The sequence below is a fragment of the Polynucleobacter sp. AP-Capit-er-40B-B4 genome (assembly GCF_018882245.1).
In the GTDB taxonomy this organism is placed as follows: domain Bacteria; phylum Pseudomonadota; class Gammaproteobacteria; order Burkholderiales; family Burkholderiaceae; genus Polynucleobacter.
In genome coordinates this window covers 872,865-898,014 of sequence record NZ_JACVOV010000001.1, presented here as the reverse complement: position 1 = coordinate 898,014, position 25,150 = coordinate 872,865, and the positions used below count along the sequence as shown (strand labels likewise).

14 protein-coding genes, 6 tRNA genes, 3 rRNA genes and 1 pseudogene are annotated in these 25,150 nt (G+C 47.5%); all 24 read left to right on the top strand.

Annotation, left to right across the window (positions count from 1 at the left end; translation table 11 throughout):
- The first annotated feature begins 298 nt into the window (after nucleotides 1–298).
- Nucleotides 299–1,831, top strand: a 16S ribosomal RNA gene (locus tag ICN19_RS04555).
- A gap of 59 nt (nucleotides 1,832–1,890) precedes the next feature.
- Nucleotides 1,891–1,967, top strand: a tRNA-Ile gene (locus ICN19_RS04550).
- Between the two features lie 30 nt (nucleotides 1,968–1,997).
- Nucleotides 1,998–2,073, top strand: a tRNA-Ala gene (locus ICN19_RS04545).
- A 267-nt stretch (nucleotides 2,074–2,340) separates the two neighbouring features.
- A 23S ribosomal RNA gene (locus tag ICN19_RS04540) occupies nucleotides 2,341–5,214 on the top strand.
- A gap of 106 nt (nucleotides 5,215–5,320) precedes the next feature.
- Nucleotides 5,321–5,434, top strand: a 5S ribosomal RNA gene (gene rrf, locus ICN19_RS04535).
- Together the 16S, 23S and 5S rRNA genes with 5 tRNA genes alongside form the textbook arrangement of a ribosomal RNA operon.
- Before the next feature lie 105 nt (nucleotides 5,435–5,539).
- A tRNA-Tyr gene (locus ICN19_RS04530) sits at nucleotides 5,540–5,624 on the top strand.
- 5 nt (nucleotides 5,625–5,629) lie between these two features.
- Nucleotides 5,630–5,703, top strand: a tRNA-Gly gene (locus ICN19_RS04525).
- A gap of 21 nt (nucleotides 5,704–5,724) precedes the next feature.
- Nucleotides 5,725–5,799 (top strand) — tRNA-Thr (locus tag ICN19_RS04520).
- 64 nt (nucleotides 5,800–5,863) lie between these two features.
- A complete protein-coding gene (gene tuf / locus ICN19_RS04515) occupies nucleotides 5,864–7,054 on the top strand; it encodes an elongation factor Tu (RefSeq protein ID WP_215348176.1) in 1,191 nt (396 codons plus the stop codon).
- Nucleotides 7,055–7,068: 14 nt separating this feature from the next.
- Nucleotides 7,069–7,144: transfer RNA gene (locus ICN19_RS04510), tRNA-Trp, on the top strand.
- Between the two features lie 20 nt (nucleotides 7,145–7,164).
- A complete protein-coding gene (gene secE, locus ICN19_RS04505) occupies nucleotides 7,165–7,542 on the top strand; it encodes a preprotein translocase subunit SecE (RefSeq protein ID WP_216245918.1) in 378 nt (125 codons plus the stop codon).
- A gap of 7 nt (nucleotides 7,543–7,549) precedes the next feature.
- Nucleotides 7,550–8,122, top strand: coding sequence for a transcription termination/antitermination protein NusG (gene nusG / locus ICN19_RS04500; protein WP_216245917.1), 573 nt, complete (start codon nucleotides 7,550–7,552; stop codon nucleotides 8,120–8,122).
- Between the two features lie 169 nt (nucleotides 8,123–8,291).
- Nucleotides 8,292–8,723, top strand: a complete 432-nt coding sequence (gene rplK / locus ICN19_RS04495; protein WP_068320088.1) for a 50S ribosomal protein L11 — start codon at nucleotides 8,292–8,294, stop codon at nucleotides 8,721–8,723.
- A 2-nt stretch (nucleotides 8,724–8,725) separates the two neighbouring features.
- On the top strand, nucleotides 8,726–9,427 hold the full coding sequence (gene rplA, locus ICN19_RS04490) for a 50S ribosomal protein L1 (RefSeq protein WP_215348179.1): 702 nt from the start codon (nucleotides 8,726–8,728) through the stop codon (nucleotides 9,425–9,427).
- A gap of 236 nt (nucleotides 9,428–9,663) precedes the next feature.
- Nucleotides 9,664–10,179, top strand: a pseudogene (rplJ, locus tag ICN19_RS04485) (50S ribosomal protein L10); the annotation flags it as partial.
- 153 nt (nucleotides 10,180–10,332) lie between these two features.
- Entirely contained in the window at nucleotides 10,333–10,710 is a 378-nt protein-coding gene (gene rplL / locus ICN19_RS04480; RefSeq protein WP_216139832.1) for a 50S ribosomal protein L7/L12, read from the top strand.
- A gap of 227 nt (nucleotides 10,711–10,937) precedes the next feature.
- Complete coding sequence (gene rpoB, locus ICN19_RS04475; RefSeq protein ID WP_216245916.1) at nucleotides 10,938–15,038, top strand: DNA-directed RNA polymerase subunit beta; 4,101 nt, start codon at nucleotides 10,938–10,940, stop codon at nucleotides 15,036–15,038.
- Between the two features lies 1 nt (nucleotide 15,039).
- On the top strand, nucleotides 15,040–19,302 hold the full coding sequence (rpoC, locus tag ICN19_RS04470; RefSeq protein ID WP_216245915.1) for a DNA-directed RNA polymerase subunit beta': 4,263 nt from the start codon (nucleotides 15,040–15,042) through the stop codon (nucleotides 19,300–19,302).
- 177 nt (nucleotides 19,303–19,479) lie between these two features.
- Nucleotides 19,480–19,860: a 30S ribosomal protein S12 gene (gene rpsL / locus ICN19_RS04465; RefSeq protein ID WP_011901896.1), complete on the top strand. Its 381-nt coding sequence runs from the start codon at nucleotides 19,480–19,482 to the stop codon at nucleotides 19,858–19,860.
- A 162-nt stretch (nucleotides 19,861–20,022) separates the two neighbouring features.
- Nucleotides 20,023–20,493, top strand: coding sequence for a 30S ribosomal protein S7 (gene rpsG, locus ICN19_RS04460; protein ID WP_068320103.1), 471 nt, complete (start codon nucleotides 20,023–20,025; stop codon nucleotides 20,491–20,493).
- A 27-nt stretch (nucleotides 20,494–20,520) separates the two neighbouring features.
- A complete protein-coding gene (gene fusA / locus ICN19_RS04455; protein WP_216245914.1) occupies nucleotides 20,521–22,623 on the top strand; it encodes an elongation factor G in 2,103 nt (700 codons plus the stop codon).
- A gap of 50 nt (nucleotides 22,624–22,673) precedes the next feature.
- Nucleotides 22,674–23,864: an elongation factor Tu gene (gene tuf, locus ICN19_RS04450; protein WP_215348176.1), complete on the top strand. Its 1,191-nt coding sequence runs from the start codon at nucleotides 22,674–22,676 to the stop codon at nucleotides 23,862–23,864.
- Nucleotides 23,865–23,980: 116 nt separating this feature from the next.
- Nucleotides 23,981–24,292: a 30S ribosomal protein S10 gene (gene rpsJ, locus ICN19_RS04445; protein WP_011901899.1), complete on the top strand. Its 312-nt coding sequence runs from the start codon at nucleotides 23,981–23,983 to the stop codon at nucleotides 24,290–24,292.
- A 197-nt stretch (nucleotides 24,293–24,489) separates the two neighbouring features.
- Entirely contained in the window at nucleotides 24,490–25,146 is a 657-nt protein-coding gene (gene rplC / locus ICN19_RS04440) for a 50S ribosomal protein L3 (protein WP_216246043.1), read from the top strand.
- The last annotated feature ends 4 nt before the right edge of the window (nucleotides 25,147–25,150 follow it).

Genomic DNA, 25,150 nt, shown 5'->3' with positions numbered 1-25,150 from the left:
CTTATTTTTTTAATAGGAAAAAACCCTGCCTTTTTTAAGAAAAAGACTACGAAAGGTGTTGACGACCCAAAATAAGTGCGCTATAGTCTCACCTCTCTGCTGAATGTTATTTGAAATACAAAACAAGTCAGCCCTCTTTAAAAATTAGTCAACCGATAATTGTGGGTACTAAGTGAAAGCATCCAGTCCTTCGGGACAGATGTAAATAAATAGTACTCATAGACAGTAAAAAGATTTGGTTTTATTACCAAGTCAATTTCTTGAATGAGTGCGACGATCCGCAAGGATCACAGGAATTGAACTGAAGAGTTTGATCCTGGCTCAGATTGAACGCTGGCGGCATGCCTTACACATGCAAGTCGAACGGCAGCACGGGTGCTTGCACCTGGTGGCGAGTGGCGAACGGGTGAGTAATACATCGGAACGTACCTTATCGTGGGGGATAACGCAGCGAAAGCTGTGCTAATACCGCATACGCCCTGAGGGGGAAAGCGGGGGATCGAAAGACCTCGCGCGATTAGAGCGGCCGATGCCTGATTAGCTTGTTGGTGGGGTAAAAGCCCACCAAGGCGACGATCAGTAGCTGGTCTGAGAGGACGATCAGCCACACTGGGACTGAGACACGGCCCAGACTCCTACGGGAGGCAGCAGTGGGGAATTTTGGACAATGGGGGAAACCCTGATCCAGCAATGCCGCGTGAGTGAAGAAGGCCTTCGGGTTGTAAAGCTCTTTTGTCAGGGAAGAAACACCGGCTCTAACACAGTCCGGGAATGACGGTACCTGAAGAATAAGCACCGGCTAACTACGTGCCAGCAGCCGCGGTAATACGTAGGGTGCGAGCGTTAATCGGAATTACTGGGCGTAAAGCGTGCGCAGGCGGTTATACAAGACAGGCGTGAAATCCCCGGGCTTAACCTGGGAATGGCGCCTGTGACTGTATAGCTAGAGTGTGTCAGAGGGGGGTAGAATTCCACGTGTAGCAGTGAAATGCGTAGATATGTGGAGGAATACCAATGGCGAAGGCAGCCCCCTGGGATAACACTGACGCTCATGCACGAAAGCGTGGGGAGCAAACAGGATTAGATACCCTGGTAGTCCACGCCCTAAACGATGCTGACTAGTTGTTCGGGATTTACATCCTGAGTAACGTAGCTAACGCGTGAAGTCAGCCGCCTGGGGAGTACGGTCGCAAGATTAAAACTCAAAGGAATTGACGGGGACCCGCACAAGCGGTGGATGATGTGGATTAATTCGATGCAACGCGAAAAACCTTACCTACCCTTGACATGTCACTAACGAAGTAGAGATACATTAGGTGCTCGTAAGAGAAAGTGAACACAGGTGCTGCATGGCTGTCGTCAGCTCGTGTCGTGAGATGTTGGGTTAAGTCCCGCAACGAGCGCAACCCTTGTCTTTAGTTGCTACGCAAGAGCACTCTAAAGAGACTGCCGGTGACAAACCGGAGGAAGGTGGGGATGACGTCAAGTCCTCATGGCCCTTATGGGTAGGGCTTCACACGTCATACAATGGTGCATACAGAGGGTTGCCAACCCGCGAGGGGGAGCTAATCTCAGAAAATGCATCGTAGTCCGGATCGTAGTCTGCAACTCGACTACGTGAAGCTGGAATCGCTAGTAATCGCGGATCAGAATGTCGCGGTGAATACGTTCCCGGGTCTTGTACACACCGCCCGTCATACCATGGGAGTGGGTTTTGCCAGAAGCCGTTAGCCTAACCGCAAGGAGGGCGACTGCCACGGCAGGGTTCATGACTGGGGTAAAGTCGTAACAAGGTAGCCGTATCGGAAGGTGCGGCTGGATCACCTCCTTTCTAGAGAAAAGATGCTGGATCTATAGTGCCCACACTTATCGGTTGACAATAAAAGCCACGGGTCTGTAGCTCAGCTGGTTAGAGCACTGTGTTGATAACGCAGGGGTCGTAGGTTCAAGTCCTACCAGACCCACCACCAGCCAGAAACAAGACTTAGTGGGACGTTGGGGGATTAGCTCAGCTGGGAGAGCACCTGCTTTGCAAGCAGGGGGTCGTCGGTTCGATCCCGTCATCCTCCACCATCATCTAAATGTCAAAACTAAGCGAAGACTTAATCGTTTAGTTTTGCCATTTATGGCTGTTCTTTAAAAATTTGAGTAAGCAAAGTGTCAAATGTTTCTTTGAGAGGACATTTGACAATGTAATAAGGGTAAAGATTGAATCATCAATCAGTAATACAAACGAGTTTTACCAAGTTCTTAACAAAGTACTTACAGTTTAGATTACGGCAAACATGTCAGAAGTAGAAGTAAACCTGTAACAGGTACTAGCAATGGTGCTCGTTATAGGATCAAGTGAATAAGTGCACATGATGGATGCCTTGGCGATTACAGGCGACGAAAGACGTTATAACCTGCGATAAGCCCCGGGGAGCTGGTAAATAAGCTTTGATCCGGGGATTTCTGAATGGGGAAACCCACCACTTTTGTGGTATCCATACCTGAATACATAGGGTATGAGAAGCGAACCTCGTGAACTGAAACATCTAAGTAGCGAGAGGAAAAGACATCAACCGAGATTCCCAGAGTAGTGGCGAGCGAAATGGGAAGAGCCTTCTAGTGATAGCTCAGTAATTAACAGAATGGAATGGAAAGTCCAACAATAAAGGGTGATAGTCCCGTATGTGAAAATTATTGGGTGGTACTAGGCTAGAGACAAGTAGGGCGGGACACGTGAAATCCTGTCTGAATATGGGGGGACCATCCTCCAAGGCTAAATACTCGTAATCGACCGATAGTGAACAAGTACCGTGAGGGAAAGGCGAAAAGAACCCCGGGAGGGGAGTGAAATAGATCCTGAAATTGTGTGCATACAAACAGTAGGAGCCTCGTAAGGGGTGACTGCGTACCTTTTGTATAATGGGTCAGCGACTTACATTCAGTAGCAAGCTTAACCGAATAGGGAAGGCGTAGCGAAAGCGAGTCCGAATAGGGCGCTAGTTGCTGGGTGTAGACCCGAAACCAGTTGATCTATCCATGGCCAGGTTGAAGGTGCGGTAACACGTACTGGAGGACCGAACCCACTAACGTTGAAAAGTTAGGGGATGAGCTGTGGATAGGGGTGAAAGGCTAAACAAAACTGGAAATAGCTGGTTCTCTCCGAAAACTATTTAGGTAGTGCCTCGTGTATCACTGTAGGGGGTAGAGCACTGTCATGGTAGTGGGGTCCATTGCGGATTACTGCGCCATAGCAAACTCCGAATACCTACAAGTGCAAGCACGGGAGACAGACATCGGGTGCTAACGTCCGGTGTCAAGAGGGAAACAACCCAGACCGCCAGCTAAGGTCCCTAATATATGCTAAGTGGGAAACGAAGTGGGAAGGCTAAAACAGTCAGGAGGTTGGCTTAGAAGCAGCCATCCTTTAAAGAAAGCGTAATAGCTCACTGATCGAGTCGTCCTGCGCGGAAGATGTAACGGGGCTAAGCATATAACCGAAGCTGCGGATCACAGTAATGTGATGGTAGGAGAGCGTTCTGTAAGCCTGTGAAGGTGTCTTGTAAAGGATGCTGGAGGTATCAGAAGTGCGAATGCTGACATGAGTAGCGATAAAGGGGGTGAAAAGCCCCCTCGCCGTAAGCCCAAGGTTTCCTGTTCAACGTTCATCGGAACAGGGTGAGTCGGCCCCTAAGGCGAGGCAGAGATGCGTAGCTGATGGGAACAAGGTTAATATTCCTTGACCATTGTTAGATGCGATGGGGGGACGGATCGCGGAAAGTTGTCCGGGTGTTGGAAGTCCCGGTTCTTGCGTTGGAGATGGCTATTAGGTAAATCCGGTAGCGTAATTCAAGGGCGTGAGACGAGCGAATTTATTCGCGAAGCAATTGGAAGTGGTTCCAAGAAAAGCCTCTAAGCTTCAGTCTAACAAGACCGTACCGCAAACCGACACAGGTGGGCGAGATGAGTATTCTAAGGCGCTTGAGAGAACTCAGGAGAAGGAACTCGGCAAATTTGCACCGTAACTTCGGGATAAGGTGCGCCCTTGTAGTTTGACCGTGAACAACGGAAGGACGAAAGGGTTGCAATAAAAAGGTGGCTGCGACTGTTTAATAAAAACACAGCACTCTGCAAACACGAAAGTGGACGTATAGGGTGTGACGCCTGCCCGGTGCTGGAAGATTAAATGATGGGGTGCAAGCTCTTGATTGAAGTCCCAGTAAACGGCGGCCGTAACTATAACGGTCCTAAGGTAGCGAAATTCCTTGTCGGGTAAGTTCCGACCTGCACGAATGGCGTAACGATGGCCACACTGTCTCCTCCTGAGACTCAGCGAAGTTGAAATGTTTGTGATGATGCAATCTACCCGTGGCTAGACGGAAAGACCCCATGAACCTTTACTGTAGCTTTGCATTGGACTTTGAATCGGTCTGTGTAGGATAGGTGGGAGGCGTTGATAACAGGATGCTAGTTCTGTTGGAGCCAACCTTGAAATACCACCCTGATTTATTTGAGGTTCTAACCTTGGCCCGTTATCCGGGTCGGGAACAGTGCATGGTAGGCAGTTTGACTGGGGCGGTCTCCTCCCAAAGTGTAACGGAGGAGTACGAAGGTACGCTTGGTACGGTCGGACATCGTACCTAAAGTGCAATGGCAAAAGCGTGCTTAACTGCGAGACCGACAAGTCGAGCAGGTGCGAAAGCAGGTCATAGTGATCCGGTGGTTCTGTATGGAAGGGCCATCGCTCAACGGATAAAAGGTACTCTGGGGATAACAGGCTGATACCGCCCAAGAGTTCATATCGACGGCGGTGTTTGGCACCTCGATGTCGGCTCATCTCATCCTGGGGCTGTAGCCGGTCCCAAGGGTATGGCTGTTCGCCATTTAAAGAGGTACGTGAGCTGGGTTTAAAACGTCGTGAGACAGTTTGGTCCCTATCTGCCATGGGCGTTGGAGATTTGACGGGGGCTGCTCCTAGTACGAGAGGACCGGAGTGGACGTACCGCTGGTGTACCTGTTGTTTCGCCAGAAGCATCGCAGGGTAGCTATGTACGGAAGAGATAACCGCTGAAAGCATCTAAGCGGGAAACTTGCCTGAAGATGAGATCTCCCGTAGGTTTAACCTACATAAAGGGTCGTTGAAGACCACAACGTTGATAGGTCGGGTGTGGAAGTGCAGTAATGCATTAAGCTAACCGATACTAATTGCCCGTTAGGCTTGATCCTATAACCAGCACTATTGTGTTGGATGTTTGCCAGATTTAATCTGCATCCTTATTACATGCTTACTCAAATAGAGTTGTTGATTTAATCAGCAACTCGACCCTCTACGCCCGGTGACCATAGCGAATTGGAACCACTCCTTCCCATCCCGAACAGGACAGTGAAACGATTCTACGCCGATGATAGTGCGGATTACCCGTGTGAAAGTAGGTAACTGCCGGGCACCAATGCGACGCCCAGACCCTTTTAGGTCTGGGCGTTTTTACTTGTGCAAAGCGTTTAGAGTGATTGACAGAAACTCCATTTGGAGTCAGAATATTGGGTTCGCGGAGGGGTGTCCGAGCGGCTAAAGGAGGCAGACTGTAAATCTGTTGGCTACGCCTACGTAGGTTCGAATCCTACCCCCTCCACCAGATGTGCGGGATTAGTTTAATGGTAAAACAGCAGATTTCCAATCTTCGGTCAAGAGTTCGATTCTCTTATCCCGCTCCAGAATTTGTTGCATTAGATTACGCCCATGTGGCTCAGTGGTAGAGCACTCCCTTGGTAAGGGAGAGGTCGGCAGTTCGATCCTGCCCATGGGCACCATGTTAGGTTTTATTAATTGTGTATTTCGTGTTTGGTTTAAGAGTTAACTAAAGGCAGATTAAAAATGGCAAAAGAAAAATTCGAGCGGACAAAACCGCACGTAAACGTAGGCACCATCGGTCACGTTGACCACGGTAAAACCACATTGACAGCAGCAATCGCAACCGTGCTTTCTAAAGCATTCGGTGGCGAAGCTAAAGCATACGATCAGATCGATGCTGCTCCAGAAGAAAAAGCACGCGGTATTACGATTAATACTGCACACGTTGAGTATGAGACTGCAAATCGTCACTACGCTCACGTGGATTGCCCAGGACATGCTGACTACGTTAAGAACATGATTACTGGTGCTGCTCAGATGGACGGCGCAATTTTAGTTTGCTCTGCTGCTGACGGCCCAATGCCACAAACACGTGAGCACATCCTCTTGGCACGCCAAGTTGGTGTTCCTTACATCGTCGTGTTCTTGAACAAGTGCGACATGGTTGATGACGCTGAATTGCTCGAGTTAGTTGAAATGGAAGTTCGTGAGCTTCTATCTAAGTACAACTTCCCTGGCGATGACACACCAATCATCCAAGGTTCTGCTAAGTTAGCCCTTGAAGGCGACGAAGGCAAATTGGGTAAAGAAGCCATCATGAAATTGGCTGAAGCACTTGACTCATACATCCCAACTCCAGAGCGTGCTGTTGACGGCGCGTTCTTGATGCCAGTAGAAGACGTGTTCTCTATCTCCGGTCGCGGTACTGTTGTTACAGGCCGTATCGAGCGCGGTATCGTTAAAGTTGGCGAAGAGATTGAAATCATCGGTATCAAGCCAACACTCAAGACAACATGTACTGGTGTTGAAATGTTCCGCAAATTGCTCGACCAAGGTCAAGCAGGCGATAACGTTGGTATCTTGTTACGCGGTACAAAACGTGAAGAAGTTGAGCGCGGCCAAGTATTGGCTAAGCCAGGTTCAATCACCCCACATACTCACTTTACAGCCGAGGTTTACATCTTGGGTAAAGACGAAGGTGGCCGTCATACTCCATTCTTTAACAACTATCGTCCACAGTTCTACTTCCGTACTACGGACGTAACTGGTTCAATCGAGTTGCCAAAAGACAAAGAAATGGTGATGCCTGGTGATAACGTAACGATTACCGTAAAACTCATCGCTCCTATCGCGATGGAAGAAGGTTTACGTTTTGCGATCCGTGAAGGTGGCCGTACTGTTGGCGCCGGCGTGGTTGCAAAGATTTTGGCTTAAGTAGTTTTTTATAAAGGGGTGTAGCTCAATTGGCAGAGCGTTGGTCTCCAAAACCAAAGGTTGGGGGTTCGATGCCCTCCGCCCCTGCCACGATTTGAACTGAAAGCAATATGTCTCAACAAACAGCAAGTCAATCTGAAGAAAAAAGCAGCTGGGTCTCTGGACTCGCTGCTTTAATCGTTGTCGCCGCGCTAGTGCTTTACTACACGCTGGTTGACCAGTCTATGTTGGTGCGCTTGGCTGTTTTGTTTGGCGGTATTGCAGCAGCAGTTTTAATTGTGGCGATTTCACCGGATGGGCGTCGTTTTATCGCCTATGCAAAAGATTCTTGGTATGAAGTAAAAAAGGTTGTTTGGCCGACTCGTAAAGAGACTACCCAGATGACTCTAGTCGTATTTGGCTTTGTTCTGATCATGTCCTTGTTTTTGTGGATTGCAGACAAATTGATTGAATGGCTAGTTTTTTCAGTCTTTTTGGGCTGGAAGTGAGTAAAAAATGATTGATTCTGAAGTAGCCTCAAACCCACAAGCAACCGGCAATATGCGCTGGTACGTTATTCATGCTTATTCCGGCATGGAAAAAAGCGTGAAAAAAGGTCTTGAAGAGCGCATTGCGCGTTCTGGCATGCCTGAGAAATTCGGCCGCATTTTGGTTCCATCCGAAGAGGTTGTGGAAATCAAATCCGGCACAAAATCAGTTTCTGAGCGTCGTTTCTTCCCAGGATACGTCCTGATTGAGATGGAAATGACCGACGAGAGCTGGCATTTGGTGAAAAACACACCAAAAGTGACTGGTTTCGTAGGTGGTGTTCGTAACCGCCCAAGCCCGATTTCTACAGCAGAAGTCACCAAAATCATGGATCAAATGCAGGCTGGGGTGGATAAACCTAAGCCTAAGACCCTGTTTGAGGTGGGTGAGATGGTGCGCGTTAAGGAAGGTCCGTTTACAGACTTCAACGGAAATGTTGAGGAAGTGAACTACGAGAAGTCAAGATTGCGCGTTTCTGTTACAATTTTTGGCCGCGGTACCCCAGTTGAGCTGGAGTTCGGCCAGGTAGAAAAGATGTAAAAACAAGGACTTAGTCCAGTTTTGCAGTGCAGCAGTAAAAGAAGTTTTAGATGGTTATTTAGATTTTGTATTTAACCGAGGAGCGGAGCTAGAAAGCCAAAAACTAGCGAAGCGTTTACTCAACAGCGGTCTTTCCTTATGAGGTTAGGCGCGCTTTTAGGAGCAACACATGGCAAAGAAGATCATTGGCTTTATTAAGCTGCAGATCCCTGCAGGTAAAGCAAATCCATCACCTCCCGTAGGTCCAGCATTGGGTCAACGTGGCCTCAACATTATGGAATTCTGTAAGGCGTTTAATGCTCAAACTCAGAGCATGGAACCTGGCCTACCAATTCCAGTCGTGATTACAGCGTTTGCTGATAAGAGCTTCACATTCATCATGAAGACTCCTCCAGCAACCATCATGATTAAGAAGGCTGCGAAGATCGAAAAAGGATCACCACGTCCCCACACCGATAAGGTTGGTTCAATTACTCGTGCTCAAGCGGAAGAAATCGCTAAAGCAAAAATGCCAGATTTAACAGCAGCCGATATGGACGCAGCTGTTAGAACTATCGCTGGTAGCGCCCGTTCCATGGGCATCACTGTGGAAGGTCTCTAATCATGACTAAGTTATCTAAACGCGTAAAAGCAATTCAATCTAAAGTTGATCGCAATAAGTTTTATTCATTAGACGACGCATTGAACCTCGTTAAAGAGTGTGCAACTGCTAAGTTTGATGAGTCTATCGACGTTGCAGTTCAGTTGGGTATTGATGCCAAGAAATCTGACCAAGTTGTGCGTGGCGCAGTAGTGCTCCCAGCTGGTACAGGTAAGCATGTTCGTGTTGCTGTTTTTGCACAAGGCGAGAAGGCTGAACAAGCTAAAGCTGCTGGTGCAGAAATCGTTGGCATGGAAGATCTTGCTGAACAAATTAAAGGCGGCAAAATTGATTTCGATATTTTGATCGCATCCCCAGACACAATGAAAATTGTTGGTACTTTAGGTCAAGTATTGGGCCCACGTGGTTTGATGCCAAATCCAAAAGTTGGAACGGTTACTCCTGACGTTGCTACTGCAGTTAAAAATGCAAAAGCTGGTCAAGTTCAGTTCCGTGTGGACAAAGCTGGCATCGTGCATGCAAGCATTGGCCGCCGTTCATTCGAGCCAACTGCATTGAAATCCAACTTGCTCGCATTGCTTGAGGCTTTGAATAAAGCAAAACCTCCTGCATCTAAAGGCATCTATTTAAAGAAGGTTGCCGTAAGCAGCACCATGGGTGCAGGCGTACGCGTAGACCAAGCATCGTTACAGGCTGCAGCTTAATTAGCTTGTAACAAAAAAGAACTTTGGGTCGACTTCCGCTCTTGAGTGGGAGTCGAACATCAAAGACCGTTGGTGAATTAGTTGCTTGTAAAGAGTTAATTCTTAATCGTTACGAAAGTAATAGCCAGCGCAGATGGCGACCCTGAAAAGATTTTCACAAGAGTCTTTGTGAACAAATGATCAGACGCTGGTGTGTAACCCCAACTGGAAACAGTTGGTTTTTATGGAGTTAAACCGTGCCTTTGAATGTACAAGACAAAAAAGCGATTGTTGCTGATGTCGGCGCTCAATTGGCTGGAGCCCAAACTGTCGTGCTCGCTGAATACCGTGGTATTCCAGTAGAGCAGTTGACAAAGCTACGTGCTAGCGCACGTGACCAAGGTGTATATCTTCGCGTTTTGAAGAACACATTGGCACGCCGTGCTGCACAAGGCACACAGTTTGAGCCTCTTGCTGATTCGATGGTTGGCCCCTTGATTTACGGCATTTCTGCTGATCCGATTGCTTCGGCAAAAGTATTGCAGAACTTTGCTAAGACTCAAGACAAGCTAGTCATTACTGCTGGCTTATATAACGGCAAGTTGTTAGACGTTGCAGGCGTAAAAGCCCTCGCAACAATTCCAAGCCGCGACGAGTTGTTATCTCAGTTGTTAGGTGTGATGTTGGCGCCTGTATCTGCGATGGCTCGCGTATTGGGCGCAGTAGCAGCACAAAAGGCAGCTGGAGCACCCGCTCCCGCAGCAGCACCTGCAGAAGCAGCAGCCCCAGCAGCAGTAGCCGCTGAAGCCGCTCCTGAAGCAGCCGCTGAGCCTGCAGCCGCAGCCCCAGAAGCTGGAACAGAAGCAAACGAAACCCCTGCCGCTGAATAAGCGACAGATTAACTATTTAAGTATTAGGAGCTAAAAATGGCGATTACTAAAGAAGAAATCATTGATGCAGTAGGTAGCATGTCCGTTATGGATTTGAACGACTTGGTTAAAGCGTTCGAAGAGAAGTTTGGTGTTTCAGCTGCAGCGATGGCTGTTGCTGGTCCTGCAGGCGGTGGCGCTGCAGCTGGTGGTGGCGAAGAGCAAACAGAATTCACTGTTAACTTGCTCGAAGCTGGCGCAAACAAGGTTTCAGTAATTAAGGCAGTTCGCGAAATTACTGGTCTTGGCTTGAAAGAAGCTAAGGACTTGGTTGACGGTGCACCGAAGCCAATCAAAGAAGGCGTTGACAAGAAAACTGCTGAAGAAGCTAAGAAGAAGCTTGAAGAAGCTGGCGCTAAAGCAGAACTCAAGTAATACACACACTGCTGGCGCCTCTCACAAAGGGGCGTTAGCCATGTTGGGTTTGACCTCTAGAGGTCAAACCCGATTTCATTTCTGATTGAAATCGGGTTTGCCTTCTGATACGACTGCAGAATGCAAGTTTGGTCGGACACTAGATCGAAACGGTTTAGTGTTGTCCGCCAGTGATTGGTAGTGGCCAATCGCCAAATCTTTGTACAGTCGCTGAATTCGGAGATGAAATGAACTATAGCTTCACCGAACGCAAGCGAGTCCGTAAAAGCTTTGCTAAGCGAGTAAACAACCACCAGGTTCCGTACCTGATCGCAACGCAGCTGGAATCCTACGCTAAATTTTTACAGGCTGATAAGCCGGCAATGTCTCGTCTTACTGAGGGACTTCAAGCTGCCTTTACATCAGCGTTCCCAATTGTGTCTAACAACGGCTATGCACGTATGGAATACGTGTCTTACCAGTTATCACAGCCACCGTTTGACGTTAAAGAATGTCAACAGCGTGGTTACACATACCACTCTGCCTTACGCGCAAAAGTTCGCTTGATTATTTATGATCGCGAAGCGCCTACTAAGGTTAAAGAGGTAAAAGAGAGCGAAGTCTATATGGGTGAAATTCCACTCATGACAGAAAACGGCTCTTTTGTGATTAACGGTACTGAGCGCGTGATCGTTTCTCAGTTGCACCGTTCCCCAGGCGTGTTCTTTGAACACGATAAGGGCAAGACACATAGCTCAGGTAAGTTGCTGTTCTCAGCACGCATCATTCCTTACCGTGGTTCATGGCTCGATTTCGAGTTTGATCCAAAAGATATTCTCTATTTCCGCGTTGACCGCCGTCGTAAGATGCCTGTCACCATTTTGCTCAAAGCAATTGGTTTAAACAACGAACAGATTCTTGCTAACTTCTTTAACTTTGACCATTTCTCATTGACTGCTAATGGCGGCTCAATGGAATTTGTGCCAGAGCGTTTGCGTGGTCAGTTGGCTAGCTTTGATGTGCTCGATAAGAATGGCGTTGTGGTCATTCAAAAAGACAAGCGTATCAATGCAAAGCATATCCGCGAACTCGAAGCTGCAAAAACAAAAACAATCGCTGTACCAGATGACTACTTAATTGGTCGTGTAGTTGCACGCAATATTGTTGATCCAGACTCCGGTGAAATCTTGGCTTACGCTAATGATGAAATCACTGAAGAGTTGTTGGCGACATTGCGCGACGCAGGTATCAAGCAATTAGAAACCATCTACACCAACGATTTAGATTCTGGTGCGTACATTTCACAGACATTGCGTACTGATGAAACTGCGGATCAAATGGCTGCTCGTATTGCCATCTACCGCATGATGCGTCCTGGTGAGCCTCCAACAGAAGATGCTGTTGAAGCCTTGTTCCAGCGCTTGTTCTATAGCGAAGATACATACGATTTGTCACGCGTTGGCCGTATGAAGGTCAACAGTCGTTTGAACCGTCCAGAAATGGAAGGTCCAATGGTTCTGTCAAACGAAGATATTCTGGACACCATTAAATCCCTCGTAGATTTGCGTAACGGTAAAGGCGAAGTGGACGATATCGATCACTTAGGTAATCGTCGTGTACGTTGCGTTGGCGAATTGGCTGAAAACCAATTCCGTGCTGGTTTGTCACGTGTTGAGCGTGCGGTTAAAGAGCGTCTCGGCCAAGCCGAAACAGAAAACCTCATGCCGCATGACTTGATTAACAGCAAGCCAATCTCTTCTGCTATTCGTGAGTTCTTCGGTTCTTCACAGTTGTCCCAGTTTATGGACCAAACCAACCCACTCTCAGAGATCACGCACAAGCGTCGTATTTCTGCATTGGGACCTGGTGGTTTGACCCGCGAGCGCGCAGGCTTCGAAGTGCGCGACGTGCACCCAACCCACTACGGACGTGTTTGCCCGATCGAAACTCCAGAAGGACCAAACATTGGTTTGATCAACTCACTCGCGTTGTTTGCGCGCTTGAATGAGCATGGTTTCTTAGAAACACCTTATCGTAAGGTTGCTAATAGCAAGGTAAGCGATGAAGTGATGTATCTCTCTGCTATTGAAGAGGCGAAATACGTTATTGCTCAGGCGAATGCAACGATCGACAAAAACGGTAAATTAGCTGACGAATTGGTTTCTGCTCGTCAAGCTGGTGAAACCATGATGGTTAGCCCAGAGCGTATCGATTTCATCGACGTTGCTCCTAGCCAGATCGTTTCTGCTGCTGCCTCACTCGTTCCATTCTTAGAGCACGATGATGCGAACCGTGCGTTGATGGGTGCGAACATGCAGCGTCAAGCGGTTCCTTGCTTGCGTCCAGATAAGCCATTGGTTGGTACCGGCTTAGAGCGTATTGTTGCGGTTGACTCCGGCACTGTTGTATTAGCAGCGCGTGGCGGTATTGTTGATTACGTTGATGCGAATCGTGTTGTGATTCGTGTAAACGATGATGAGACTGCAGCTGGTGAAGTTGGTGTGGATATTTATAACCTCATCAAGTACACCCGTTCAAACCAAAACACCAACATCAACCAACGTCCAATCGTGAAGGTTGGCGATCGTGTAGCCCGCGGCGACGTAGTTGCTGACGGTGCATCTACCGATTTAGGTGAATTGGCTTTGGGTCAAAACATGACTGTGGCATTTATGCCATGGAACGGTTACAACTTCGAAGATTCAATCTTGATCTCTGAGAAAGTTGTTGCTGACGACCGCTACACCTCTATTCATATTGAAGAGTTGTCAGTGGTTGCACGTGATACCAAGCTTGGTTCAGAAGAAATTACTCGCGATATCTCTAATTTGGCAGAGTCACAACTCTCCCGTTTAGATGAAAGCGGTATTGTTTACATCGGTGCTGAAGTTGAAGCTGGTGACGTATTGGTTGGTAAGGTAACTCCAAAGGGCGAGACAACTCTCACTCCTGAAGAGAAGCTCCTCCGTGCGATCTTCGGTGAAAAAGCATCTGATGTTAAAGATACTTCTTTGCGCGTTCCATCAGGAATGATCGGTACTGTTATCGATGTTCAAGTCTTCACCCGTGAAGGTATTGAGCGCGATGCCCGTGCACAGTCAATCATTCAAGAAGAATTACAACGCTATCGTTTGGACTTAAACGATCAGTTGCGTATTGTTGAAGGCGATGCCTTCATGCGTTTAGAAAAGCTGTTGATTGGCAAAGTTGCTAATGGTGGTCCTCAGAAATTAGCTAAAGGCACTAAGATCGACAAGGAATACCTTGCTAGCTTAGACAAATACCATTGGTTTGATGTTCGTCCAGCGGATGAAGAAATTGCCTCACAAGTTGAAGCGATCAAATCTTCTATCGAAGCGAAACGTAAACAGTTTGATGAGGCATTTGAAGAGAAGCGTACCAAGCTTACCCAGGGCGATGATTTACAGCCTGGCGTAACAAAGATGGTTAAGGTGTACTTGGCTGTTAAGCGTCGCTTGCAGCCTGGTGACAAGATGGCCGGTCGTCACGGTAACAAAGGTGTGGTTTCTAAAATCGCTCCAGCTGAAGACATGCCATTTATGGCTGACGGACGGCCTGTTGACATCGTCTTGAACCCATTGGGTGTTCCTTCCCGTATGAACGTTGGTCAGATCTTGGAAACCCACTTAGGTTGGGCGGCTCAAGGTATTGGTAAGCGTATCGACGAGATGGTTCGTCAACAAGCTAAACAAGCTGAGTTACGTAAGTTCCTCAAACAGCTTTACAACGAAACAGGCCGCATTGAAGACATCGACAACTTCACTGACGAGCAAATCACAGTATTGGCTGAGAATCTCCGCCAAGGCTTGCCATTTGCAACCCCAGTGTTTGACGGTGCTACAGAAGCTGAAATCGGACGCATGCTCGAGTTGGCTTATCCAGAAGAAGTAGCTACTTCTTTGAAGATGACTCCTTCACGTCAGCAAATGATTTTGTGCGACGGCCGTACTGGCGATCAATTCGAGCGTCCAGTAACTGTTGGCGTAATGCACGTCTTGAAGCTCCACCATTTGGTCGATGACAAGATGCATGCTCGTTCAACCGGACCTTACTCTTTAGTAACGCAACAGCCATTGGGCGGTAAAGCTCAGTTCGGTGGTCAGCGCTTTGGTGAGATGGAAGTCTGGGCCCTCGAAGCATACGGTGCTTCATATGTCTTGCAGGAAATGCTGACAGTGAAGTCCGATGACGTCGCAGGCCGTACCAAGGTTTACGAAAACATCGTCAAGGGCGAGCACACGATTGATGCTGGCATGCCCGAATCCTTCAACGTGCTGGTAAAAGAAATCCGTTCGTTGGGTATTGACATTGACATGGAGCGCAACTGATATGAAAGCATTGCTCGATTTATTTAAGCAAACGCAGGGTGATGAGCAGTTTGATGTCATCAAGATTGGCCTCGCATCTCCTGAGAAAATTCGCTCATGGTCTTTTGGTGAAGTACGCAAACCAGAAACCATCAACTACCGGACTTTTAAGCCCGAGCGTGATGGTTTGTTTTGCGCCAAGATTTTTGGACCAACAAAAGACTACGAGTGCTTATGCGGTAAGTACAAGCGCTTAAAGTTCCGTGGCGTTATCTGCGAGAAGTGCGGTGTTGAAGTTACTCTCGCTAAGGTACGTCGTGAGCGCATGGGCCACATTGAGTTGGCAGCCCCTGTAGCGCACATCTGGTTCTTGAAGTCCCTACCATCCCGTTTGGGTATGGTTCTCGATATGACATTGCGTGATATCGAGCGCGTTCTTTACTTTGAAGCATATGTAGTGGTTGATCCTGGCATGACTCCTGAAGGCGCAATGAAGCGCGGTCAGATCATGTCTGAAGATGAATATATTGCTAAGACTGAAGAGTATGGTGACGGTGCGTTCACTGCCATCATGGGCGCGGAAGGTATTCGTGATCTCTTGCGTTCGATTGATATCGATCGTGAAGTTGAGACCATTCGTGCTGACTTGAAAGCTACTGGTAGCGATGCCAAGATCAAGAAATACGCTAAGCGCTTAAAGGTGCTCGAGGCGTTCCAGACTTCAGGTATTAAGCCTGACTGGATGATCATGGAAGTATTGCCAGTATTGCCGCCTGAATTGCGCCCATTGGTGCCGTTGGATGGCGGTCGCTTTGCTACCTCTGATTTGAACGACCTCTATCGTCGCGTGATCAACCGTAACAACCGTTTGAAGCGTTTGTTAGAGTTGCGCGCACCAGAGATCATCGTTCGCAACGAAAAACGTATGTTGCAAGAAGCGGTTGACTCATTGCTCGACAACGGTCGTCGCGGCAAGGCTATGACTGGCGCTAACAAGCGTCCTCTCAAGTCCTTAGCTGAGATGATTAAAGGTAAGAGCGGTCGTTTCCGTCAAAACTTGTTGGGTAAACGTGTTGACTACTCTGGTCGTTCAGTCATCGTGGTTGGTCCTACATTGAAATTGCATCAGTGCGGCTTACCAAAATTGATGGCCTTGGAATTGTTCAAGCCATTCATTTTTAACAAGCTTGAAACTTTGGGAATTGCAACCACTATCAAGGCTGCGAAGAAAGAAGTTGAGAGCCAGACTCCAATCGTTTGGGACATTCTCGAAGAAGTGATTCGTGAACATCCAATCATGTTGAACCGTGCGCCTACATTGCACCGTCTCGGTATCCAGGCTTTCGAGCCAATGCTGATTGAAGGTAAAGCAATCCAATTGCACCCATTAGTCTGCGCGGCATTTAACGCTGACTTTGACGGTGACCAAATGGCGGTTCACGTTCCTTTGTCGCTCGAAGCGCAAATGGAAGCACGTACATTGATGTTGGCTTCGAACAACGTATTGTTCCCAGCTAACGGCGAGCCATCAATCGTTCCTTCACAGGACGTGGTGTTGGGTCTGTACTACGCTACACGTGACAAGATCAACGGTAAGGGCGAAGGCATGGTTTTCGCTAACATTACTGAAGTAGTGCGTGCATACGAAGCAGGTCAGGTTGAATTGGCTTCACGTGTTGCTGTGCGTATTACTGAGTATGAGATCGTGGACAAGAAGGCAGAAGGCGATGCGCGTTTTGCTGAGAAGACCAAGATCTATCAAACATCAGTTGGCCGTGCAATCTTGTCTGAGATTTTGCCTAAAGGCATGTCTTTCGAGGAAATCAACAAGCCTTTAAAGAAAAAAGAAATCTCACGTTTGATCAACACATCATTCCGTAAGTGCGGTTTGCGTGAAACAGTCATTTTTGCTGACCGTCTCTTGCAGTCTGGTTTCCGTTTGGCAACCAATGCTGGTATCTCTGTTGCGATTGACGATATGTTGATCCCAACATCTAAAGAGCGCATCATCACTGAAGCTTCTGCCAAGGTTAAAGAGTATGACAAGCAGTTCATGTCTGGTCTCGTAACCAATCAAGAGCGTTATAACAACGTGGTTGATATTTGGGGTGCCGCAGGCGACCAAGTTGGTAAAGCGATGATGGATGAGTTGTCACACGTTGACGTACTCGACCGCAACGGTAAGACTGTTCGCCAAGAATCTTTTAACTCCATCTACATGATGGCGGATTCCGGCGCGCGTGGATCTGCAGCGCAGATTCGTCAGTTGGCTGGTATGCGTGGTTTGATGGCTAAGCCTGATGGCTCCATCATTGAAACCCCAATTACTGCGAACTTCCGTGAAGGCTTGAACGTGTTGCAGTACTTCATCTCAACCCACGGTGCTCGTAAAGGTCTGGCAGATACAGCATTGAAGACAGCGAACTCTGGTTACTTGACACGTCGTTTGTGCGACGTTACTCAAGATCTCGTGGTGATCGAAGAGGATTGCGGCGCGACTACTGGCGTAACGATGAAGGCGCTTGTTGAAGGCGGCGAGATTATCGAAGCATTGCGTGACCGTATTTTGGGTCGTGTATGTATCGGTGACATCGTTCACCCTGACACACAAGAAGTGATTGTTCCTAACGATACATTGCTCGATGAAGATCATGTTGATCAAATCGTTGCATTGGGCATCGACGAAGTGAAAGTTCGCACAGTATTGTCTTGCTTAACTCGCTTTGGCTTGTGCGCTAAGTGCTACGGACGTGATCTAGGTCGCGGTGGTTTGGTTAACGTTGGTGAGGCAGTTGGTGTTATCGCTGCTCAGTCGATCGGTGAGCCAGGTACACAGTTGACTATGCGTACCTTCCACATCGGTGGTGCAGCGTCACGCGCTTTAGTTGCAAGCAATATTGAAGCTAAATCAAATGGTGCATTGAAGTTCTCCGGCACGATGCGTGTTGTGAAGAACGCGAAGGGTGAGCAGATCGTAATTTCACGTTCTGGCGAAGCCTTGATCGTTGATGAGAATGGTCGCGAGCGCGAGCGTCATAAAGTTCCTTACGGTGCAACTCTCTTGTTGAAAGAAGATGCAGCAGTCAAGGCTGGCGCAAACTTAGCAACCTGGGATCCATTAACACGTCCGATTATTTCTGAGTACGCTGGTATCGCTCGCTTCGACAACGTCGAAGAAGGTGTAACTGTTGCTAAGCAGGTTGACGAAGTTACCGGTCTTTCCACTTTGGTGGTTATTGACGGTAAGCGTCGTTCAGCAGCAAGCAAAGGCGTCCGCCCAATGATCAACTTGGTTGATGAAAAGGGTAATGAAGTCATGATCGCTGGCACTGATCATCCAGTAAACATTGGTCTCCAGGTAGGCGCTTTGATTACTGTTAAGGATGGTCAGAAAGTTGAAGTCGGTGAGGTATTGGCACGTATTCCAATCGAATCACAGAAGACTCGCGACATTACCGGTGGTTTGCCACGCGTTGCAGAATTGTTCGAAGCACGTTCACCAAAAGATGCAGCGGTATTGGCGAAAGTTACTGGAACAGTTTCCTTCGGTAAAGAAACCAAAGGTAAACAACGTTTGGTGATTACCGATATGGATGGTGAAGCCAATGAATTCTTGATTCCTAAAGAGAAGCAAGTTCTTGTTCACGACGGTCAAGTTGTGAACAAGGGCGAGATGATTGTGGAAGGCCCTGCTGATCCACACGACATCTTGACTCTCAAAGGTATCGAAGAGTTGGCAATCTACATCGTTGACGAAGTTCAAGACGTTTATCGTCTCCAGGGTGTGAAGATCAATGACAAGCACATTGAAGTTATCGTGCGTCAGATGTTGCGTCGTGTTCAGGTAACTGATCCAGGCGACACATCATTCATCACCGGTGAGCAAGTTGAGCGTTCTAAGTTGTATGACGCTAACGATGCAGTGATCGCCCAAGGTAAGCACCCAGCTCAGTTCGATAACGTGTTGCTAGGTATTACCAAGGCATCCTTGTCGACCGACAGCTTCATTTCAGCAGCTTCTTTCCAAGAAACCACCCGTGTATTGACCGAAGCCGCAATTATGGGCAAGACCGATACACTCCGTGGCCTCAAGGAAAACGTCATTATTGGTCGTCTGATCCCTGCTGGTACCGGCTTGTCTTATCGCCGTGCACGCAAGGTCAGAGAGCAATTCGAGCGTGACCGCGCTCAAATGATTGCCGCCGAAGAGGAAGCAATGGCCAATATGCCTGTAGAAATCGAGGCTGAAGTCGTTGCTCCTACTGGGGAGGCTGATCCAAGCTAATTTGGTAATTCTGGCCAGAAATGGCCAGTTTTTTCCCCATTTGGTTGACGGAAAAGGCTGGCCAAGCTAGAATGCTGAGTTCTACTGATTCAGAAGAGGGTCTTTTTGACCTAGAAATTCTCTAAGTCATTGATTTTCTTGAAGAAAGCAACAAAGAAGTACTAACCGAGCTATTTTATGCCAACAATTAATCAATTAATACGCAAGCCAAGATCCAGGCTTATCGTTAAAAGCAAGAGCCCTGCACTGGAAAACAGTCCGCAGCGCCGTGGTGTTTGTACACGTGTGTACACCACTACTCCTAAAAAGCCTAACTCTGCGCTTCGTAAAGTAGCCAAAGTTCGCTTAACCAATGGTTTTGAAGTTATTTCATACATTGGTGGTGAAGGCCATAACCTCCAGGAACACTCAGTAGTGTTGATTCGTGGTGGTCGTGTAAAGGATTTGCCAGGTGTTCGTTACCACATCGTTCGTGGCTCACTTGACTTGCAAGGTGTTAAAGACCGTAAGCAATCACGTTCCAAGTACGGTGCTAAGCGCGCTAAGAAAGCTGCTTAATTTTTTGTAATTAAGCAGTTCGAGTTTTTTTGCAGTAAGTCATTGTTTGTCAGACTTAAAAGACAAGTAAGTGGCTGTTCCGTCTAAGAATTTTCTTGGATAGTAGGACAGCCGGAGCGGGTGATTCATGTGAACACCCCTAACTGAACTGAAGGAGTAGTTATGCCACGTCGTCGTGAAGTTCCCAAACGGGAAATTTTGCCGGATCCAAAATTCGGTAATGTAGAAGTAGCTAAATTCATGAACGTCCTCATGTTGGACGGCAAGAAATCGGTTGCAGAGCGTATCGTTTACGGTGCCTTTGATCACATCGAGAAAAAAGCAAATAAAGAACCACTCGAAATTTTTTCAACAGCCATGGGCAACGTTAAGCCAATGGTTGAGGTTAAGAGCCGTCGTGTTGGTGGCGCCAACTATCAAGTTCCTGTTGAAGTTCGTCCATCACGTCGTTCCGCTTTGGCAATGCGCTGGTTGCGTGAAGCCGCTAAGAAGCGTGGCGAAAAATCTATGGCTCAACGTTTAGCCAACGAATTATTAGAAGCTGCTGAAGGTCGTGGCGGCGCAATGAAGAAGCGTGAAGAAGTTCACCGTATGGCAGAAGCTAACAAAGCTTTCTCACATTTCCGCTTCTAATCAAATAGTAAAGAAAAGGCACCAACAGTGGCACGTAAAACCCCTATCGACAAATACCGCAATATCGGTATTTCTGCGCACATTGACGCAGGTAAGACAACAACTACAGAGCGCGTTTTGTTCTACACCGGCGTTAATCACAAAATCGGTGAAGTACATGATGGCGCTGCAACCATGGACTGGATGGAGCAAGAGCAAGAGCGTGGCATCACGATTACTTCTGCTGCTACTACAACATTCTGGAAGGGCATGGCTGGTAATTTCCCAGAGCACCGTATCAATATTATTGATACCCCAGGACACGTAGACTTCACTATTGAAGTTGAGCGTTCAATGCGCGTTCTCGATGGCGCTTGTATGGTTTACTGTGCGGTAGGTGGTGTACAGCCACAATCTGAAACTGTTTGGCGTCAAGCGAACAAGTATCAAGTTCCACGTTTAGCATTCGTAAACAAGATGGACCGTACTGGTGCGAACTTCTTCAAGGTCTACGACCAAATGAGAACTCGCCTCAAAGCAAATCCTATCTTGATTCAAATTCCAATCGGCGCTGAAGAAAACTTCAAGGGCGTTGTGGATTTGGTAAAGATGAAGGCCATCTATTGGGATGAGGCTTCACAAGGAACTAAATTTACGTACGAAGAGATTCCTGCTGAATTGCAAGCTTCTGCTGAAGAGTGGCGCGAAAAGATGCTCGAAGCTGCTGCTGAAAGCTCAGAAGAGTTGATGGAAAAGTATCTCGGCGGCGAAGGCTTGACCGAAGAAGAAATCAAAGCAGCATTGCGTCAACGTACTATTGCCAATGAAATCGTGCCAATGTTGTGCGGAACAGCTTTCAAAAACAAAGGCGTTCAGGCGATGTTGGATGCCGTAGTTGAATTGTTGCCTTCACCATTGGACGTTCCACCAGTTCCATGTGAGTTGGAAGATGGCACACCTACAACACGTGAAGCATCTGATAACGCGAAGTTCTCAGCGTTGGCATTTAAGATCATGACTGACCCATTCGTTGGCCAGCTCATCTTCTTCCGTGTTTATTCAGGTGTAATGAAATCTGGCGACACAATCTACAACCCAATTAAGGGCAAGAAAGAACGTGTTGGTCGTTTGTTGCAGATGCATGCAAATGAACGTGAAGAAATCAAAGAAGTATTTGCTGGTGATATCGCAGCTGCGGTTGGTCTGAAAGACGCAACTACAGGCGAAACATTGTGTGATCCAGATAGCATCGTTATTTTGGAGCGCATGGTATTCCCAGAGCCAGTGATCTCTCAGGCTGTTGAGCCTAAGACTAAAGCTGACCAAGAAAAAATGGGTCTTGCTTTGAATCGCTTGGCACAAGAAGATCCTTCTTTCCGCGTGAAGACTGATGAAGAATCAGGCCAAACAATTATTTCCGGTATGGGCGAGCTCCACTTGGAAATTTTGGTTGACCGTATGAAGCGTGAATTCGGTGTTGAAGCAACTGTTGGTAAGCCACAAGTTGCGTACCGTGAAACGATTCGTAAGGTTTGCGAAGAGATCGAAGGTAAATTCGTTAAGCAGTCTGGTGGTCGTGGTCAATACGGTCACGTGGTCTTGAAGTTAGAGCCACAAGCCCCAGGCAAAGGTTTTGAATTCGTTGACGCTATTAAGGGCGGTGTAGTTCCACGTGAATATATCCCTGCAGTAGAAAAAGGCATTATCGAAACATTGAACTCCGGTATTTTGGCTGGTTATCCAGTTGTAGATATCAAAGCAACATTGTTCTTCGGTTCATACCATGACGTTGACTCCAATGAAAACGCATTTAAGATGGCGGGTTCTATGGCGTTCAAGGACGGTATGCGCAAAGCATCCCCTGTATTGCTTGAGCCGATGATGGCTGTTGAAGTAGAAACACCAGAAGATTTCATGGGTAACGTAATGGGTGATCTCTCATCCCGTCGCGGTATTTTGCAAGGTATGGATGACATTCCAGGCGGCGGTAAGATCGTTCGCGCTGAAGTGCCGTTGGCAGAGATGTTTGGTTACTCAACTGGCTTGCGCTCGTTGACCCAAGGTCGCGCTACCTACACCATGGAATTTAAGCATTATTCCGAAGCACCTAAGAACGTTGCTGAAGCAGTTATGGCTGCTAAGGCGAAGTAATTTATCCACATTAATTTTGAATATTGACTAGCTAAAGAAGGCAGACAAAAATGGCAAAAGAAAAATTCGAGCGGACAAAACCGCACGTAAACGTAGGCACCATCGGTCACGTTGACCACGGTAAAACCACATTGACAGCAGCAATCGCAACCGTGCTTTCTAAAGCATTCGGTGGCGAAGCTAAAGCATACGATCAGATCGATGCTGCTCCAGAAGAAAAAGCACGCGGTATTACGATTAATACTGCACACGTTGAGTATGAGACTGCAAATCGTCACTACGCTCACGTGGATTGCCCAGGACATGCTGACTACGTTAAGAACATGATTACTGGTGCTGCTCAGATGGACGGCGCAATTTTAGTTTGCTCTGCTGCTGACGGCCCAATGCCACAAACACGTGAGCACATCCTCTTGGCACGCCAAGTTGGTGTTCCTTACATCGTCGTGTTCTTGAACAAGTGCGACATGGTTGATGACGCTGAATTGCTCGAGTTAGTTGAAATGGAAGTTCGTGAGCTTCTATCTAAGTACAACTTCCCTGGCGATGACACACCAATCATCCAAGGTTCTGCTAAGTTAGCCCTTGAAGGCGACGAAGGCAAATTGGGTAAAGAAGCCATCATGAAATTGGCTGAAGCACTTGACTCATACATCCCAACTCCAGAGCGTGCTGTTGACGGCGCGTTCTTGATGCCAGTAGAAGACGTGTTCTCTATCTCCGGTCGCGGTACTGTTGTTACAGGCCGTATCGAGCGCGGTATCGTTAAAGTTGGCGAAGAGATTGAAATCATCGGTATCAAGCCAACACTCAAGACAACATGTACTGGTGTTGAAATGTTCCGCAAATTGCTCGACCAAGGTCAAGCAGGCGATAACGTTGGTATCTTGTTACGCGGTACAAAACGTGAAGAAGTTGAGCGCGGCCAAGTATTGGCTAAGCCAGGTTCAATCACCCCACATACTCACTTTACAGCCGAGGTTTACATCTTGGGTAAAGACGAAGGTGGCCGTCATACTCCATTCTTTAACAACTATCGTCCACAGTTCTACTTCCGTACTACGGACGTAACTGGTTCAATCGAGTTGCCAAAAGACAAAGAAATGGTGATGCCTGGTGATAACGTAACGATTACCGTAAAACTCATCGCTCCTATCGCGATGGAAGAAGGTTTACGTTTTGCGATCCGTGAAGGTGGCCGTACTGTTGGCGCCGGCGTGGTTGCAAAGATTTTGGCTTAAGTTTTACTAGTAACAATTATTTAGCGGTTTGCTAACCGGTGACATCAGTGCTGCTGATGTCACCGAGCTCTTTAGATGTATAACGTGGCAGCACCACAACGCTCTTTGGAATTAATATGCAAAACCAAAAAATTCGTATTCGCCTAAAAGCATTTGATTACCGTTTGATCGACCAGTCTGCAGCTGAAATCGTTGATACAGCTAAGCGTACGGGTGCAGTTGTTAAGGGTCCAGTGCCTTTGCCAACTCGTATCGAGCGCTTTGATATCTTGCGTTCACCACACGTGAACAAGACATCCCGTGATCAGTTAGAGATCCGTACCCATCTCCGTTTGATGGATATCGTTGATCCTACAGAGAAAACTGTAGATGCTTTGATGAAATTAGATCTCCCAGCAGGTGTGGACGTCGAAATTAAGTTGCAGTAATTTGTTGTTTCCAGTCTTTTTGCTTGTCAAGACTGGGTTTTCGGGATAGAATCTAAAGCTTCGCTTAATTATTTGGGCGAAAATCTTAGTTTTATCAGCATTAAAAACGTTGTAAGTTATTGATTTAGAAGTACTTTTACTTGTAAATCACTTAAATTAATTTTGCCGACCAATCGAAGTCGGCGTGGAGCATGAATATGAGCTTAGGCTTAATCGGCCGCAAGGTCGGCATGACCCGTCTATTTACGGACGAAGGGGAAGCGATTCCTGTGACCGTAATCGACGTGAGCGACAACAGAGTCGCTCAAATCAAGACCCAGGCAACTGATGGCTATGACGCTATCCAGTTGGCACATGGCACACGTAGAGCTACTCGCGTTACCAAGGCAATGGCTGGTCACTTCGCTAAAGCAGGAGTGATGGCTGGTAACGGTCTCAACGAATTTCATTTAGACGCAGCAAAAATCGCAGAAATGACACCAGGACAAGTAATTCCTGCAGAAGCTGCTTTTGCTGCTGGTCAAAAAGTGGATGTGCAAGGCGTAACAATCGGTAAGGGTTACGCAGGTACCATTAAGCGTTATCACTTCGCTTCTGGTCGCGCATCACACGGTAACTCTAGATCACACAACGTACCGGGCTCTATCGGTATGGCGCAAGATCCAGGTCGTGTTTTCCCAGGTAAGCGCATGACTGGCCACCTTGGTGACGTTACACGTACCGTACAAAATTTAGTCATCGCACGCATTGATGCAGAACGTAATCTCATCATGGTTAAAGGCGCTATTCCAGGTGCCCCAGGCGGTAAAGTTATTGTTACTCCAGCGGTTAAAACACCGTTGAAGAAGAAATAAGGAG